The organism is Mediterraneibacter catenae (assembly GCF_008691045.1).
In the GTDB taxonomy this organism is placed as follows: Bacteria; Bacillota; Clostridia; order Lachnospirales; family Lachnospiraceae; genus Mediterraneibacter; species Mediterraneibacter ornithocaccae.
In genome coordinates this window covers 76012-91261 of the sequence record NZ_VMSO01000008.1, presented here as the reverse complement: position 1 = coordinate 91261, position 15250 = coordinate 76012, and the positions used below count along the sequence as shown (strand labels likewise).

19 protein-coding genes are annotated in these 15250 nt (G+C 42.0%); 17 read left to right on the top strand and 2 right to left on the bottom strand.

Annotation, left to right across the window (positions count from 1 at the left end; translation table 11 throughout):
* The first annotated feature begins 47 nt into the window (after positions 1-47).
* From FNY66_RS07975 to FNY66_RS07905, 15 genes are all read left to right on the top strand, one after another.
* A complete protein-coding gene (locus tag FNY66_RS07975) occupies positions 48-500 on the top strand; it encodes a DUF2975 domain-containing protein (RefSeq protein ID WP_150310786.1) in 453 nt (150 codons plus the stop codon).
* A 12-nt stretch (positions 501-512) separates the two neighbouring features.
* Positions 513-731, top strand: a complete 219-nt coding sequence (locus FNY66_RS07970) for a helix-turn-helix domain-containing protein (protein ID WP_087149861.1) — start codon at positions 513-515, stop codon at positions 729-731.
* Positions 724-2298, top strand: coding sequence for a DUF4153 domain-containing protein (locus FNY66_RS07965; protein ID WP_190324809.1), 1575 nt, complete (start codon positions 724-726; stop codon positions 2296-2298). Before FNY66_RS07970 ends, FNY66_RS07965 begins: the two co-directional genes overlap by 8 nt.
* Before the next feature lie 97 nt (positions 2299-2395).
* Positions 2396-2605 carry a pro-sigmaK processing inhibitor BofA family protein gene (locus FNY66_RS16140; RefSeq protein WP_087149859.1) on the top strand — a complete coding sequence of 70 codons (210 nt, stop codon included), beginning with the start codon at positions 2396-2398 and terminating at the stop codon, positions 2603-2605.
* A 204-nt stretch (positions 2606-2809) separates the two neighbouring features.
* Positions 2810-3901, top strand: a complete 1092-nt coding sequence (locus tag FNY66_RS07955) for a P-loop NTPase family protein (RefSeq protein WP_143449234.1) — start codon at positions 2810-2812, stop codon at positions 3899-3901.
* Positions 3898-5112: a CpaF family protein gene (locus FNY66_RS07950; protein WP_150310784.1), complete on the top strand. Its 1215-nt coding sequence runs from the start codon at positions 3898-3900 to the stop codon at positions 5110-5112. The genes FNY66_RS07955 and FNY66_RS07950 overlap by 4 nt, the downstream gene beginning before the upstream one ends.
* 73 nt (positions 5113-5185) lie before the next feature.
* Positions 5186-5815: a type II secretion system F family protein gene (locus tag FNY66_RS07945; RefSeq protein ID WP_229409477.1), complete on the top strand. Its 630-nt coding sequence runs from the start codon at positions 5186-5188 to the stop codon at positions 5813-5815.
* A gap of 28 nt (positions 5816-5843) precedes the next feature.
* Positions 5844-7097, top strand: coding sequence for an immunoglobulin-like domain-containing protein (locus FNY66_RS07940; RefSeq protein WP_150310783.1), 1254 nt, complete (start codon positions 5844-5846; stop codon positions 7095-7097).
* 18 nt (positions 7098-7115) lie between these two features.
* Positions 7116-7337: a Flp1 family type IVb pilin gene (locus FNY66_RS07935; protein ID WP_150310782.1), complete on the top strand. Its 222-nt coding sequence runs from the start codon at positions 7116-7118 to the stop codon at positions 7335-7337.
* Between the two features lie 27 nt (positions 7338-7364).
* Positions 7365-8822: a DUF5702 domain-containing protein gene (locus FNY66_RS07930; protein ID WP_150310781.1), complete on the top strand. Its 1458-nt coding sequence runs from the start codon at positions 7365-7367 to the stop codon at positions 8820-8822.
* A gap of 113 nt (positions 8823-8935) precedes the next feature.
* Complete coding sequence (locus FNY66_RS07925; RefSeq protein WP_150310780.1) at positions 8936-9760, top strand: pilus assembly protein; 825 nt, start codon at positions 8936-8938, stop codon at positions 9758-9760.
* Entirely contained in the window at positions 9739-10221 is a 483-nt protein-coding gene (locus tag FNY66_RS07920) for a prepilin peptidase (RefSeq protein ID WP_229409476.1), read from the top strand. Before FNY66_RS07925 ends, FNY66_RS07920 begins: the two co-directional genes overlap by 22 nt.
* A complete protein-coding gene (locus FNY66_RS07915) occupies positions 10208-10597 on the top strand; it encodes a TadE family protein (protein ID WP_229409475.1) in 390 nt (129 codons plus the stop codon). The genes FNY66_RS07920 and FNY66_RS07915 overlap by 14 nt, the downstream gene beginning before the upstream one ends.
* A gap of 6 nt (positions 10598-10603) precedes the next feature.
* Entirely contained in the window at positions 10604-11470 is an 867-nt protein-coding gene (locus tag FNY66_RS07910; protein WP_150310779.1) for a DUF6382 domain-containing protein, read from the top strand.
* A 73-nt stretch (positions 11471-11543) separates the two neighbouring features.
* Entirely contained in the window at positions 11544-12128 is a 585-nt protein-coding gene (locus tag FNY66_RS07905) for a rhomboid family intramembrane serine protease (RefSeq protein WP_087149851.1), read from the top strand.
* 4 nt (positions 12129-12132) lie between these two features.
* Here FNY66_RS07905 and FNY66_RS07900 read toward each other — a convergent pair whose 3' ends face one another.
* Positions 12133-12864 (bottom strand): sensor histidine kinase, encoded by a 732-nt coding sequence (locus tag FNY66_RS07900; protein WP_150310778.1) that lies wholly within the window; start codon positions 12862-12864, stop codon positions 12133-12135.
* Between the two features lie 200 nt (positions 12865-13064).
* On the opposite strand from FNY66_RS07900, the gene FNY66_RS07895 reads away from it, so the two are divergent.
* Complete coding sequence (locus FNY66_RS07895) at positions 13065-13472, top strand: HIT family protein (RefSeq protein ID WP_150310777.1); 408 nt, start codon at positions 13065-13067, stop codon at positions 13470-13472.
* A gap of 12 nt (positions 13473-13484) precedes the next feature.
* On the top strand, positions 13485-14036 hold the full coding sequence (locus FNY66_RS07890) for an RNA polymerase sigma factor (protein WP_087149848.1): 552 nt from the start codon (positions 13485-13487) through the stop codon (positions 14034-14036).
* A gap of 56 nt (positions 14037-14092) precedes the next feature.
* Here the strand turns inward: FNY66_RS07890 and FNY66_RS07885 are convergent, their stop codons facing one another.
* Positions 14093-15163 carry an undecaprenyldiphospho-muramoylpentapeptide beta-N-acetylglucosaminyltransferase gene (locus FNY66_RS07885; protein WP_087149847.1) on the bottom strand — a complete coding sequence of 357 codons (1071 nt, stop codon included), beginning with the start codon at positions 15161-15163 and terminating at the stop codon, positions 14093-14095.
* Positions 15164-15250 lie beyond the last annotated feature (87 nt).

Here is a 15250-nt window from a genome sequence, read left to right as displayed (position 1 = left end):
TACGGTCATAAAGCATAGTTATCAGTAATAGAAAAGGAGATGGTATTATGTATGAGAACAGGATTATCATATTCACAAAATATTTATTAAATGTCATGTTTTATACGGGAATTCTGGTTGTTGTATCGCTTCCGTATACATTAAAAATGGCAGGAAAATATTATTCTGCAGATTTTAAAGAACATTATATTTCTATGCTTATTATTTTCCTGATATCCGGAGTGTGCGGACTGATCATAGTGTTTCAGCTCAAAAAGATGATGGGGACAGTTATAGATAAAAATTGTTTTGTGGATAACAATACAAAAAGTCTCAAAATAATGGGGAAAGCTGCATTTGTGATAGTTGTGTTCTTTCTCGCAAAATTATTCATACTTCCTACACCGGCTACATTTATCATAATTCTTACATTCTTCATCGCCGGATTATTCAGTTATGTTCTGAGTTTTGTATTTTCTGAAGCAATCCGATATAAAGAAGAAAATGATCTGACAATATAGGGAGGGGATAAGATGGCTATCGTAGTGAATCTTGATGTCATAATGGCAAAGCGGAAGATGAGTGTGACAGAACTGGCGAACAAAATAGATATTACAATGGCAAATCTGTCCATATTGAAGAATAATAAGGCAAAAGCGATAAGGTTTACAACTCTGGATGCGATATGCAGGGCGCTTGACTGCCAGCCGGGGGATATCCTGGAATATGTGGAGGAGGAAGAAGATGGATAGTATTTTTAAAAGGAGAATGAAGGAAAATCATAAATGGTTTCTGTATATGAGTCTTATCTATGGTGGGATATTCGTATTTTGTATGTACAGAAATCTGTCGGGGATCACATTTCCGATAGTTATTGCAGCAGCACTCGGATTTTCCATATTATTCTTAAAGAAAACCGATATTACTCTGCAGAAAGGTACAATACGTTATTTTATCGGGATTATTCTGCTGGGAATATCCACAGTACTGACGGATAACGGTTTCTTCCATTTCTTTAACGGTGTGGGAATCCTTCTGTTATATATGATGGCGATGGTCCATCAGCTCTATCAGGATCAGCAGTGGGGATTTACAGAATATGTGAAAAAGTTTTTTATCCTTTTTGGAACATGGGTTATATCTGTGGGGGATATATTTCACGGCAGAGAGAAAAATAAAGACGGGAAAACAGAAAGAGCTGTTGCCGATGAAACAAAAAGTGCAGAGAAAACAGAGATACAGGAAGAGAATAACAGTGTGGATAAATCACAGCATATGTGGATAAAAAGTAAAAATGTCAGAGCTGTTTTGATAGGAATTCTGGCGGCAATTCTGATGCTTGCTGTAGTACTGCCATTACTGATGACGTCTGATCGGGTTTTTTCACAGATTTTCAACAGCTTTTTCAGTATAGTAAATCCCTTCCGCCTGCTTGAAGAGATTGATATCTGGAATATAGCAGGAGTTGTTTTAACATTTTTATTTGGAATGGTGTCACTCTATGCTTTCTTTGCAGGACTCTTCCGCATGAACCTTGGCGGAACAGATACAAAAAAACCGGGAAAAAAGAATCCGGTTACGGGGATTACATTTACAGGTATCATGGCGGCAGTCTATGTGCTGTATTCGGGAATACAGATTGTAGTTCTGTTCCTCAGACTGGATACCGGTCTTCCGGACGGCGTGACTTATTCACAGTATGCACATGAGGGATTCTGGCAGCTTTTATTTGTCAGCATTATTAATTTTGTTACAGTTCTTATCTGTGCGAATATATTTGAGGAGAACAGGAGTCTGAAGATACTTCTTACTGTACTTTCGATATGCACATGCATTATGATCATATCTGCAGCTTATCGGATGATTCTCTATGTGAATGAATATAACCTGACATTTCTGCGAGTACTGGTGCTCTGGTTTCTGGCAGTCCTGACGGTTATCTTTATTGGCGTCATATACAGTATCTACAGGAGAAATTTCGGACTGTTCCGGTATATGACAGCGGTAGTGTCGGTCGGATATATACTGTTATCACTTGGCCGCCCGGATGCACTGATTGCAAATTATAACATAGAGAATACTACGGAAATGGGAGAAGAAGATCTGTATTATCTCATGTATGGGCTTTCAGATGATGCGGCGCCGGAGATTGCAAAAATAGATTGTACAGAAACTGAAAACATATGGATGATCCAGCATCTGGACAGCTATTTCAGGATGGTCAGAGGAAAGAATGATGATACATCCCTCCGCGAGTGGAATTATTCCCGGGCGAGAGCGGAAGAAACAGCCCGGAGCTGGATTCAGAAAAATGAATAAAAGTCATTTGAACGGAATAAATTATATCAGATACCACCGAGCGGGGCAGAACATAAATGAAGTAATCCGCAAATGACAGGAAAGGGTGAAGGGGGACTTGGAAAAGAAAATCTTATCGGCCGTGATCAATTTTTTCATACGTGCGGCTGTGGGAATGGCACTTATTTTTTTTATAAATCAATATATAATTCCACCGGATTCTTCAATTAATGTGGGATTGAATGCTGTCTCCTTTTTGACATCCGGAACCCTTGGAATTCCGGGCGTCGGACTCCTTTACGGGATTATGTGCTATCAGATTTTGTGAGTTTTTTACAAAAAGCGGCGGATTTTATTTTTGGACTGGACAAAATAATTTCCGCCGTTTATAATGCGTCTTACACAACAGGAAGTCACCTGTTGTCACACCGGCTTTTGAGGGAAAGCGTGAGGTGTCAGTTTGTCGGTTCGGATGGAACCGGCTGTCATTGTCTTTATTCGTGCTGCAGGAATTCGCGGCAAAATTCAGATTATGTCAGATGAAAAAAGAATAAATATGTCGGGCAATTTTGTGGTCTGTGATGTTCAGGAAGAATATATAGAACATCTTTTCGGTATCCTGTCGGAACAACTTCCGGGAGCATATCAGTTTTATCTTTTTCATGATTCTGAAAAGATGATGGAATTTATAGAACAGACAGAGACAGACGTCCTGCTGACCTGTGAGGAATACAGGGAGAAGATAAGATATGTTCCCGGCATACGGAAGAAATTTATTTTTACGGAGAATAGAAAAAAGCACAGAGATACGGGAGATATACCTATTTTTCGTTACCAGCCGGCCGGGAAGATATTAAGTGAGATAAAAAACGGTATCAGGGAGTCTGCACAAATAAATGTGACTGCGGAGATTCCTGTCCGGAAGAGACCGGAAGGAAAATCATATCCGCAGAAGAAAGGCAGAGAAAGGATAAGAGCTGAACCGGAACAGATAAGAGCGCGCGGCCGGCCTCAGAGAAATATAATGCGTGACGAGACACAGGTCAGAGGAATAATAGGGATATATTCCCCTGTACACAGAATAGGAAAGACACGGTTCGCCATGCGCATGGGACAGAAAATTGCTGAGAAAATGCCGGTACTTTATCTTAATCTCGAGGGATATTCGGGCGGAAATCATTATTTCCCGGAGAAGACGACACAGAATCTGGGGGATCTGATTTACTGCATGAAGCAGGAAAGGACAGATTATGGACTAAAGATCAGTTCAATGACCGGTCAGGCAGGAGGAATGGATTACATACTGCCGATGGAAAATGAGTCAGATCTAAGAACAATCAGGGGAAATGAGTGGCTGCGTCTTTTTGAGGATATTCTCGAAAAATGCATATATGAAGTATTGATCCTGGATCTTGGCGACTGTATTGACGGTCTGTATGAAATACTGAGAAGCTGCGTGAGAGTTTATACCCCTTATATCAGGGAGAGTGCGGCAATGGCCAAGATGGAGCAGTATGAGCAGAATCTGATCGCGACAGGATATGGCGATGTATTGAGCCGGACAGTAAAAAAACAGATGCAGATGAGAGCCCGCGAAGAGGAAAGGGATGAGTATATGAGATGATAAAGTCGGAACTGTTGTATGAAAAAGTGATGCTTCGGCTGGATATGACAAGAGAAACAGGAGAAGAAGAACTCCAGGAGATCATCCTTACTGTTTTAGAGGAGGCTGCAGAAGAGGAATTTCTGCCGTTAAATGAAAAGATACGTATCAGCAGAGAATTGTTTAATGCCTTTCGCAGACTGGATATTCTTCAGGATCTGATCGAAGATGAATCTATAACAGAAATCATGGTAAATGGCACGGAGAATATTTTTTATGAGAAGGGCGGAAGGCTGTATCGCACGGACAGGCATTTTATCTCAGAGGAGAGGCTGTGCGATGTCATTCAGCAGATAGTGGGTGAGACAAACCGGTATGTAAATGAATCATCTCCCGTTGTGGATGCAAGACTTAAAGACGGATCCCGTGTCAACGTAGTGTTAAAGCCGGTCGCTGTCAATGGTCCTATCATGACGATCAGAAAGTTCCCGTCAGAGGCGGTCACGATGGAGCAGCTTATACGGTGGGGGAGTCTTACAAGAGAGGCGGCAGAGTTTGTAGAGAGGCTGGTGGAAGCAAAGTACAATATTTTTGTCAGCGGAGGAACAGGAGCCGGAAAGACGACATTTCTAAATGCAATGTCTGATTATATACCCAAAGAAGAAAGAATCATAACGATCGAAGATAATGCAGAACTGCAGATACACGGCGTGGAAAATCTTGTTCGCCTGGAAGCAAGAGGAGCCAACCCGGAAGGGGAGGGGGCCGTAACAATCCGAGATCTTATTCGTTCTGCCCTCAGAATGAGACCCGACAGAATTATTGTAGGCGAGGTAAGAGGGGAAGAGACTGTGGATATGATTTCATCCGCAATGCTGAACGGTCACAGTGGTTCCATGTCAACCGGACATGCCAATAATCCCATTGATATGCTGCACAGACTGGAAACTATGATGATGATGGGGATAGATCTGCCGCTTCAGGCAATTCAGAGACAGATAGCTTCTGCCCTGGATATTATCATCCATCTGGGAAGGCTCCGTGATAAGAGCAGGAGAGTCCTGCAGATTGAAGAAGTCCTCGGGTACAGTGACGGCAGGATCATAACCGGGACACTATATGAATTCAGGGAGGAGGGAATGAAGAATGAAAAGATTGAAGGCGGCCTTGTGAAGGTCAGCGACATCAAAAATACAGAAAAACTTATGGCTGCGGGATATAAGAACATCTGAATATATCTGCGGATTTATTAAGGCAACAGTAATTTACATTTTGATCTTATATGTATTTTACGAAACATTTGTGATGGCGCCTGTATTAATTCCGGTCTGGTTTCTTTATATGCGGGACTGGCTGACAGACATGGTAAGGAAGAAAGAGTATCAGTTCAGGATACAGTTTCGTGACAGTATCCAGGCAATGTCAGCTGTGCTCAAAGCAGGATATTCAGTGGAGAACGCAATCAGAGAAGTAGGCAAAGAACTGGCTCCGATGTATGAGAAGGATTCCAGGATCAGGAAAGAATATGGCAGGATGGCTTATCAGCTTGATATGAAGATGCCGGCGGTCAATGTCCTTGAAGAATTTGCAGAACGCACCGGTCAGGAAGATGTGGAGGATTTTGTTACTGTGTTTGCCGCAGCAAAGAAAAACGGAGGAGACAGCATAACAATTATTAGAAATGCTGTCAAAATTATCAGTGAGAAGATAGACACGGAAAAGGAGATCCAGACTATGATCGCTTCCACAAAGCTTGAATTTGAGATCATGTGTGCTGTGCCGTTCGCGATCATTCTCTACATGAAATTGACTTTCGGAGACTTTCTGAGTGTCCTGTATGGAAATTTAGCCGGAATGGTCATTATGACAATCTGTCTGTGTGTGTATCTCGGAGCGTACAGCATAGGCAGAAGGATCATCCGGATCGAAGTGTAAGGCCGCATAAGGGGGAAATACGGATTATATGAAATGGAAAAGTATCAAGAGAAAGATAAGGAAAAATCCAATTTATCTGACAGCAGGAGTTATGTCCGCAGTCTCATTGTGCTGCTTTGTATGTGTATATATGTGGGACAACAGCGGGGAGATCGTGACAAACGGTAATGGTGAAAAGATTCTTGAGAGAAAAGAAAACGGAGAAGATCAGACCCGCGAGATGAAAGTCCGCATCGGGGATAGAGAAGAGGCTGTGAAGATATCAGTGTCCGGCAGAGAATACAATGAGGAAGAAATACGGGAAGCTTTTAAAGAGGCAGAAGAGAAAATAGAAACTCTTATCTTGGGAGAAAATGAGAAGCTTGATGAGGTGCGGCATGATCTTGTTCTGATCACGGAAATTCCGGATACGGGAATCTCAGTCTCATGGCAGATGGACAGATCTGACGTGCTGGACAGTCAGGGAAAGATAAAAGAGGATAGTGTAACAGAAGAAGGATCGATCGTAAAACTGACTGCCGTTATGTCATACAACGAAGAAAAAACTTCCCACGAATTTTATGTAAAAGTTTTTCCACCTATATTGAGTACGGATGAAAAAGTGATGAAAGCTCTTGAGCAAAGTCTTTTGGCGGCAGATGAGGAGACAAAAACAGAAGGTTACATGGTACTTCCAAGTGAAGTATACGGGGAAAAGATACAGTGGGAGTACGCGATCGAGACGAGAGCAGCAGCTATCCTCATTCTCGGTATAGGAACGGCGGCTGTACTTGTTGTATCTGACAGCCAGAGAAAAAAGGAAGATGAGAAGAAATCGGTGAGACAGATGAAACTGGATTATCCGAAGATCATTAACAAGTTTAATTTATATATACGGGCAGGGATGACAATACGGAGGGCATGGTTTCTTATTGCGCAGGATTACGAAAAAAAGCGTACAGATTACAGCAGGAGAAAGGCTTATGAAGAGATGGTTTCTGTCATGCATCAGATAAGCGGAGGAATACCGGAAGGGGAGTGCTATGAAAATTACGGAGTAAGATGCCGTATATCATCTTACAGAAAATTTGGAACCATGCTCTCACAAAATTTAAGAAAAGGTTCTGGCGGCCTTACGGAACTTCTGGGACGTGAGGCAGAAGAAGCCTTCGAGGAAAGAAAAAATTTGGCAAAAAAACTGGGTGAAGAGGCCGGAACAAAACTGATGATCCCTATGTTTCTCATGCTGATCATTGTCTTTGCAATAGTGATCGTACCGGCTTTTATGTCCATTCGGTTTTAAAATTAAAGGAGGATACAGATGGCAGTTTATATTAAAAAAATAAAACAGAAGACAAAATCAGTAAAAAACAGGTGGAAGGAAATATATATGCGTCACCGGTATGTATCAGGCATTACCGTGATAGAGCTTGTACTGATTCTCGTGATCATAATCGCACTGCTATTAATATTTAAAAATCAACTGATCGATCTGATCAATACTATATTTGACAAGATCATTTCGGAGAGCTCGGGGATCTGACGGGGATAACCGGGAAAGGAAGCTTGCATGAGAAAAGCGGAGATCACGGCATTCTTGAGTATGGTTTTTGTTCTCCTTGTGTCTTTTGTTTTGGGAATTCTTGAAATTTCTTTTATACAGACATCTAAAAATCTGAGTCGTCTTTCTGCAGACAGGGCCGTATTTTCTGTATTCGGAGAATACCATGAAAAGCTGCTCAGTGATTACCATATTTTTGCAATAGAAGGAAGTTACGGAACAGGAGAATTCAGTGAGGAAAAACTGACTGAAAGGATGCAGTATTACGGCACCGGAGACATGAAATATGATGTCACGGGAATCCAGTATCTCACAGACCGGCAGGGACAGCCGTTTCGAGAGCAGGTACTGCAATACATGGAAGAGAAATATGGAATCTCTATTATCCGTGACTTTACAGGTCTGACAACCGAGTGGAAAGAACAGGCCGTCCTGGGGAAAGAAATGGAAGAAAAGGAGAAGGGAATCCTTGAAGAAGCGGATAGTCTGATGGAGAATGCACAGATTCCGGAAAAAACAGAAGAGAACGGCGGCAGTGATATTTCGGAAACAGACGGAGAAAATACGGAACAGGGAAATCCCTTTACGTGTATTGAACAGATAGAAAAATCAGGCATACTTTCTGTCGTAATGCCAAAGGATATGGAGCTGTCAGGAAAGGAAATTGATCTTGGCGCCCAGGCGTCGAACAGAAGTCTGAATACTGGAAGAGGAACCTTTCCTGTGCGGCAGGGAACGGACGGTCTGGAAGAAAAGCTGCTGTTTAACGAATACATACTGAACAATTTATCCAATGCGGTGTCCGATCCGGCGGCGCAATCATCCGAAGGTGTGGGAATCACTTCTGAAAACAGTGATCGATCGCTTTCATATGAGACGGAATATGTAATTGAAGGGAAAGCTTCTGATAAAGAAAATCTGGAATCATTCCTTATGAAGTTACTTCTGGTGCGTATGGCTCTTAATTATGTATATCTTATTGGGGATTCAGAGAAACAGTCAGAAGCTGCTGCTTTTGCCGCAGCAGTGACGACAGTCCTTTTGATTCCCGAAGCTGCCGGGGCGTTAAAGCAGCTTGTTCTTCTCGCCTGGGCGGCAGGCGAAAGTATTGTGGATATCCGTACACTGCTTTCCGGAAAAAAGGCGGCACTTGTAAAAAGTTCTGATACGTGGCAGCTTCCTCTTTCATCTCTTTTGACACTGGGAAGTTCAAATGAACAGATCGGTGGAGAAGATGTACCCGGAGGAGTTGAGTATAAAGACTATCTCAGAATATTCCTTTTTCTCGAAAATCCTGATGATGTGAATATGCGGCTCCTGGACCGCATTGAGGAAAATATAAAGACAGAGTATGGAATGGATTACTTTAAAGCAGATCAATGTGTAACAAAACTGGAGGCGGACAGTACGTCAGAGATATTAGGAGGCATAACATACGAATTCCCCGTTTATTTCGGATATGAATGACGGCTTTTGATTATCCCCGGTACAGATGCCCTTTCATCCTTACCGCATTCCCTCATGCGGATCTCTCGAAACTTTAAAATTATTATAAATATGAAAGGAAAAAATCGGCGGCGATGATAATACAACCGAATAAAGATATAAATCTGTTGAAACCGGAAAGGGCATCTGTACCGGGGATAATAATCAGAAATATTAAAAGACAGCGAGGCAGTGTCACGATAGAGGCATCCTTTGGAATTCCGTTATTTTTATTTGCCGCATTATGTCTGATCTGGCTGATCGAGATCCAGAGTATCAGGATAAGTATTACTAATGCAGCTCAAAATGCGGCAAAAAGTGCTGCTGAGGACACCGCAATCATACCGGTGCTAAATACAATAAAATTAAAATCAGATATTGTAGCCCTCATTGGAGAAGAGCGGATCGGGCGGAGTATCATACAAGGCGGCAGTTCGGGAATCTCCTGCTGGAAGTCATACGTCTCCCCAACAACAGGGGAAATGAATGTAAAGGTAGAATATAAAATCCTGATTCCTCTGCCGGTCATGGGGAGTCCGTCTGCAGAGCTTGAAGAGTCATTCAAAATAAGCTCATGGAACGGATATCAGAGTAGTGGAATGGATGGGGAAGATTCAACAATCGTATATGTGACCGAAAATGGTTCTGTCTACCATGAAGATTATAACTGCTCATATCTGAGACTCTCTATCCGATATATTCCGTATGAAAATGTGGGAGGCATAAGAAACAAAGATGGAGGAAAGTATCACGCCTGTGATAAGTGTGTGATAGGATCAGCTATGACAGGAGTATATATTACAGAAAGTGGAAATAAATATCATAATTCATTGAGCTGCAGCGGACTGAAACGTACGATCCATGCGGTTGAAAAATCAGAGACAGGAGGAATCAGAGCATGTTCCAGATGTTCGGGATAGATGAATTGAAGGCTTTGTTTACAGACTACAGCTGGATTCTGTGCCAGGTGCTGTTTGCAGGGTATATGACAGTACTTGCAATTATGGACATAAAATGGAAACAGATCAGTCTGGCATTACTGCTTTCAGGATTAATATTTGTGGCAGCAGGATTATTCTGCAGCAGAAACATTTCTATATTCCTCCCGGCAGCAGGAGCGGCGGTTGGAATTGTATTTATTATTATCAGCAGAGTAACTGAAGAATCTTTTGGTTATGGAGACAGTATTCTTATTTTGATAATGGGCGGATTTCTTGGATTATGGAATATACTGTCTCTTCTGATAACGGCATTTTCCATGGCGGCATTATTTTCCGTTTTTATGCTGATAAGAAAAAAGTTTCACAGAAAATCGACATTTCCTTTTGTTCCTTTCCTTACAGCGGCATATATAGGAGGGATGTTTGTTGGCATGTATTAAGAGAAAGAGTCTCAAAGGGAGTGCGGTTATTGAGATGTCTTATATTATCCCCTTGTTTCTCGGGTTATTTGTTCTTATCATGCATACGGTCTTCTATTTTCATGATAAGGCAATATTAAATGGGGCTGCGAGTGAGACGGCAGTTCTCGGAGCACAGGCAGAGCGAAGAGCAGGTACAGAGTATGATCTTGAAGAGTTCTTCAGAGAACGGACAGACGATAAACTGATATATATGACAGAGGTTACCGTAGAAGTACGTGAGACCGGAAAAGAGATTACTGTGTCGGCAGAGGCTTATAAAAATTTTATGGGAATAGAAGTATCCCAGAAAGCTTTGATCGTAAAACCGGAGGAAAATATCAGACTGATGAGGTGAAAAAAAGTGAATGTAACATATGAAAATAACTGGGAATATATGGACATCCATGTTGATCTTCCGGTCCCGTATGAAGAAAATTATCAACTCAGGATGCTCAATCACAATAATATTGCAGGTCTTTTGAAAGTGAAGGGCAGCGGGAGAGACGGGCAGAGCAGATATACATACCGCACCAATGGCGGAATTACTATGAAGAAAGCATTCGAAGGAAAGGAGATGAGAAAAGAAGACGTTATACGTTTTACTGAAAGCCTTATAGAAGCAGTTGATGATGTAAGGGAACATCTGTTAAATCCGGACAGCCTCCTGTTGTCACCTGAACTTATATTTTTAGAAAGAGGAAAATTCAGATTCTGTTATCTTCCGGTATCAACGGGAGAAATGAGACAGTCTTTGTGCTCATCATTTCATACAATGACAGAATATTTTGTTAAGAACCTGGATTATCAGGATACGGCCGGGATTTTCTTTGTGTACAAAATGCATAAGGAGACTCTGAAAGAAAATTATGAATTAAAAAAGATAATCGAAGAGTGCCGGACAGAAGAAAAAGAATGGAAAGCTGCACAGAGAACAAAGCGCAGGGAAGAACAGCAGAAAAGAAGGAAGGAGCAGCCCGTAAGTAGAGAAAAAAGGATGATAGACACGCAGAGCAGTCTGCCGGAGAATGCGGTGTTTTCTATAGATACTGAAGATGAGGAAGAAGAAAAAATATATCACAGACAATCAGATACTGAAATGGTAAGAGAAGATACCGGGAAATACGGCACTTTCAAAAAAGCGGTAAACAGAATAAAAACAGGACGCTGGGGAAACTGGGAAGACTTGATTACGGAAATGGATGGACATGGAGCTAAAGGACATTTATAATGTGGAGTATCAGTTCAGTCATACTGATGATAGTACATGGCAGTATTATTATAAATGAAAAGAGGAGATATCAGTGAGACAGAAGCCGGAAGCCATATGCACAGTGGCGTTGATCGTTATAAATGCAGCAGTTTTTTTCATCCTTACATTATTTGGAGATACTGAAGATGCACTATTTATGCTGCAGCATGGAGCAATGTATGAGCCTTATATCATTGACGGTCACGAGTATTACAGGATATTTACATGTATGTTCCTTCATTTTGGTATCAGCCATCTGCTTAATAATATGGTATTGCTCGGAGCATTGGGATGGAATCTGGAACTGGAAATCGGCAAAATCCGTTTTCTTATTATCTATTTAGGAAGCGGAATAGCAGGAAATATAGTTTCGCTCATCTATGATATTTCGTCAGTGCAGCCGGCTGTATCAGCCGGAGCATCAGGGGCCATTTTCGGCCTTATGGGAGCGCTTCTGTATGTTGTGATCGCGAACAGGGGAAGACTGGGAAGGCTCTCTGGCCGTGGGATGCTGTTCATGGTCGCACTGAGCCTCTACTTTGGATTTACAAGCGGTGGTGTGAATAATCTTGCACATATCGGGGGTGTTATCTCAGGATTTATACTTGCAGTCCTTCTGTACAGAAAGAAATACTGATCCGTCAGACAGGCAGAGTGACAGTAAAAACGGTTCCGGATTCAGAAGAAGATTCAGCCTGTATCGTCCCTCCATGTGCTTCAGTGATCCGTTTGGCTGAAGATAATCCGAGACCTGTACCATTTTCCTTGTAAGTGACGAAAGGATCAAATATCGTTTCTATCTGGTCTTCAGATATGCCGCAGCCGTTGTCCTGACAGCAGATTACAATTGTATCATTTCTGCGTTCGGCGGACAATGAGATCCTGCCCTCAGCACCAACGGCGTCCTTTGCATTCTGAAGAAGATTGAGGAACACTTCTTCCAGTTTTATTTTATCTCCGGTAAAATCACCCATTCCGGGTATGATCTTTGAAGAAAACTCGATGTGACTGTCTGCGGCGTCCAGAGAAATTGCAAAAGACACTGCGATATTTTTCAAAAGTTTTTCTATAGAAAAAACAGAGTGATGGAGAGTGCTGCTGTTATTAAAAGAGGACAATTCGTTCAGCAGGTCGCACATAAAACGAACATCTTCCATAGTCTGACTCCAGTTATGGAATTCTTTGACTTCGGGATGCTGAGCCTCTATGATCTGAAGTGATGAGGAGACAAGAGTCAGAGGATTGCGGATTTCGTGCGCAATCATAGATACGGAAGTGTGATGATTTTCCAGAAGCTGGGTTATGATCTGTTTTGCGTCTTTATTTTCTTCCATTAAACGGTTCATCTGATTAATATCTATATTATTGAGCATAGTAATCCCTTCTTTCCTGACATTGATAAAAATACAGAGAAGTATCCACTATCTTTCAGTGTATCATGGACAATCTTTACATTCAACAAAATTCGTTCGACCAATTTCGACGCTGATTTCAACGAAAACAAAAACTTCTCTTTTTCCAGAAAATGGTCTATACTACTAACATAAATAATCTGTGGAAAAGAGGAATGATCATGAGAGACAAAGATTGTATTTTCTGTAAAATTGCAGCAGGGGAGATCCCGTCTGCGACACTTTATGAGGATGAGGATTTCAGAGTAATTCTTGATCTGGGTCCGGCATCAAAGGGACATGCACTTATCCTCCCGAAAGACCACTTCAGAAATCTGTACGACATTGATGAAGAAGTGCTTGCTAAAGCAATGGTACTTGCGAAAAAAATGGTGAAGAAGATGACGGATGTGCTTGGCTGTGACGGGTACAATATCGTACAGAACAATGAGGAGTGTGCAGGTCAGACAGTATTTCATTTCCATATGCATCTGATCCCGAGATATAAAGATGATCAGGTGGGACTGGAATGGAAAGTAGGAGAACTGACCGAAGAAGTGAAAAATGAGATATTGGAAAAAATGAAATAAACCGGAGTAATTATGTTGACAGGTAATCGTGAATTTAACGAGATTTATGAGAAGTATAAGAATCTCGTCCTGAAAGCGGCATACATTTATTCAGGTAACAATTACGATGTGGCAGAAGACATTACTCAGGATACTTTTCTGAAACTGTACACAAAATTTGATGATCTCAAAGGAGGAAATCTGTCGGCGTGGCTCTTTACAACTGCGAAAAATGCGGCATTGAATTATAAGAAGAAACATGACCGTGAAATATTATCTGTGGATGATGAAGAGTATACGGACGACGAACCATACCGGGAGAGTACAGAAGAGGAATATGCGGAAAATGAACTGGAACGGGAAAGAGCAAGACTTCACGACAGGATTTTCCAAGGTCTGATGGAGAAAAATCCACGGTGGTATGAAGCAGTGTTCCTTGCATATTACATGGAAATACCGCAGGAGAAAGTTGCTCAAATGATGGATATCCGTCTGGGTGTTTTACATAGTATACTGCACAGAGCAAAGAAGTGGATCAGAAAGACATACGGTGTAGAATACGAAGAGATGAACCGAAAAGAATGAAAAAATCAGCAGGTGCCGGACAGACACCTGCTGAGAAACAGGTAATATCAAAAAGATTACCTGTCGGATGCAGCCTCTTCGATCAGAGAAACAATCGTATCGATGGAATCCTGCTGATCGGAATTCCTCATTGCATCAATGAAGGTTCCGCGATTGTCATAAAGTTCATGAACTGCAGAGACGAGGGAGACATCAGTAAGCTCTTCCTCTTCAAGCACCATACTGAAGCCCTGACGCTCAAAAGAACGAGCGTTTAATATCTGATCACCACGGCTCGCCTTGGCGGAAAGCGGGATCAGAAGATTGGGCTTACGGAGAGCAAGCAGCTCACAGATGGCGTTTGCACCGGCTCTTGAAATCACGATATCAGCGAGAGCAAAGATATCCCTGAGCTCGTCTTTGATATACTCAAACTGACAGTAGCCTTTTGTATCCTTCAGTGAGTCATCCATCTTGCCTTTACCGCAGAGGTGGATGATCTGGAAGTCTTTCAGCAGGTCCGGCAGGCTTTTGCGAACTGCATTGTTTACGATGACAGATCCGAGACTTCCGCCGATCACGAGGATGACGGGCTTGTCTGCAGTAAAGCCGCAGAAATCCATAGCTGCGATTTTATTTCCCGACATAAGTTCCTGACGGATCGGAGATCCTGTAAGAACAGCCTTCCCCTTCGGAAGAGCGTCCAGAGTTTCAGGAAAGTTACAGCATACTTTTACTGCGGACGGAATTGCTATTTTATTAGCAAGACCGGGAGTCATGTCCGACTCGTGTATGATTACCGGGACCTTGCATTGTTTGCCAGCTAGTACAACGGGTACAGATACAAATCCACCTTTAGAGAAGATCACATCAGGCTTCAGATCCTTGATCAGTTTTTTGGCTTCACCGAAGCCTTTTAATACCCGAAACGGATCTGTGAAATTCTGTACGCTGAAATAACGGCGAAGTTTGCCTGAAGAAATTCCGTGGTAAGGAACACCGAATGGTTCGATGAGTTCCTTTTCAATGCCGTTGTATGAACCGATATATTGGATATCATATCCCAGATCTTTGAGTTTGGGAATCAGGGCGATGTTCGGAGTAACATGTCCGGCGGTACCGCCGCCGGTTAAAATGATTCGTTTCATAAAAAGTAACCTCCAAATCGTATTAAAGCTAATTTCATCTTAACCTTATTTGATGAAAAGTCAAGGAAAAGATAGGACAGAAAAGGT

Coding starts and splice junctions, on each gene's coding strand:
- FNY66_RS07975 (WP_150310786.1), top strand. CDS start 48: ATGTATGAGAACAGGATTATCATATTCACAAAATATTTATTAAATGTC.
- FNY66_RS07970 (WP_087149861.1), top strand. CDS start 513: ATGGCTATCGTAGTGAATCTTGATGTCATAATGGCAAAGCGGAAGATG.
- FNY66_RS07965 (WP_190324809.1), top strand. CDS start 724: ATGGATAGTATTTTTAAAAGGAGAATGAAGGAAAATCATAAATGGTTT.
- FNY66_RS07955 (WP_143449234.1), top strand. CDS start 2,810: ATGTCAGATGAAAAAAGAATAAATATGTCGGGCAATTTTGTGGTCTGT.
- FNY66_RS07950 (WP_150310784.1), top strand. CDS start 3,898: ATGATAAAGTCGGAACTGTTGTATGAAAAAGTGATGCTTCGGCTGGAT.
- FNY66_RS07945 (WP_229409477.1), top strand. CDS start 5,186: ATGGCGCCTGTATTAATTCCGGTCTGGTTTCTTTATATGCGGGACTGG.
- FNY66_RS07940 (WP_150310783.1), top strand. CDS start 5,844: ATGAAATGGAAAAGTATCAAGAGAAAGATAAGGAAAAATCCAATTTAT.
- FNY66_RS07935 (WP_150310782.1), top strand. CDS start 7,116: ATGGCAGTTTATATTAAAAAAATAAAACAGAAGACAAAATCAGTAAAA.
- FNY66_RS07930 (WP_150310781.1), top strand. CDS start 7,365: ATGAGAAAAGCGGAGATCACGGCATTCTTGAGTATGGTTTTTGTTCTC.
- FNY66_RS07925 (WP_150310780.1), top strand. CDS start 8,936: ATGATAATACAACCGAATAAAGATATAAATCTGTTGAAACCGGAAAGG.
- FNY66_RS07920 (WP_229409476.1), top strand. CDS start 9,739: ATGTTCCAGATGTTCGGGATAGATGAATTGAAGGCTTTGTTTACAGAC.
- FNY66_RS07900 (WP_150310778.1), bottom strand. CDS start 12,864: ATGCTCAATAATATAGATATTAATCAGATGAACCGTTTAATGGAAGAA.
- FNY66_RS07895 (WP_150310777.1), top strand. CDS start 13,065: ATGAGAGACAAAGATTGTATTTTCTGTAAAATTGCAGCAGGGGAGATC.
- FNY66_RS07890 (WP_087149848.1), top strand. CDS start 13,485: ATGTTGACAGGTAATCGTGAATTTAACGAGATTTATGAGAAGTATAAG.
- FNY66_RS07885 (WP_087149847.1), bottom strand. CDS start 15,163: ATGAAACGAATCATTTTAACCGGCGGCGGTACCGCCGGACATGTTACT.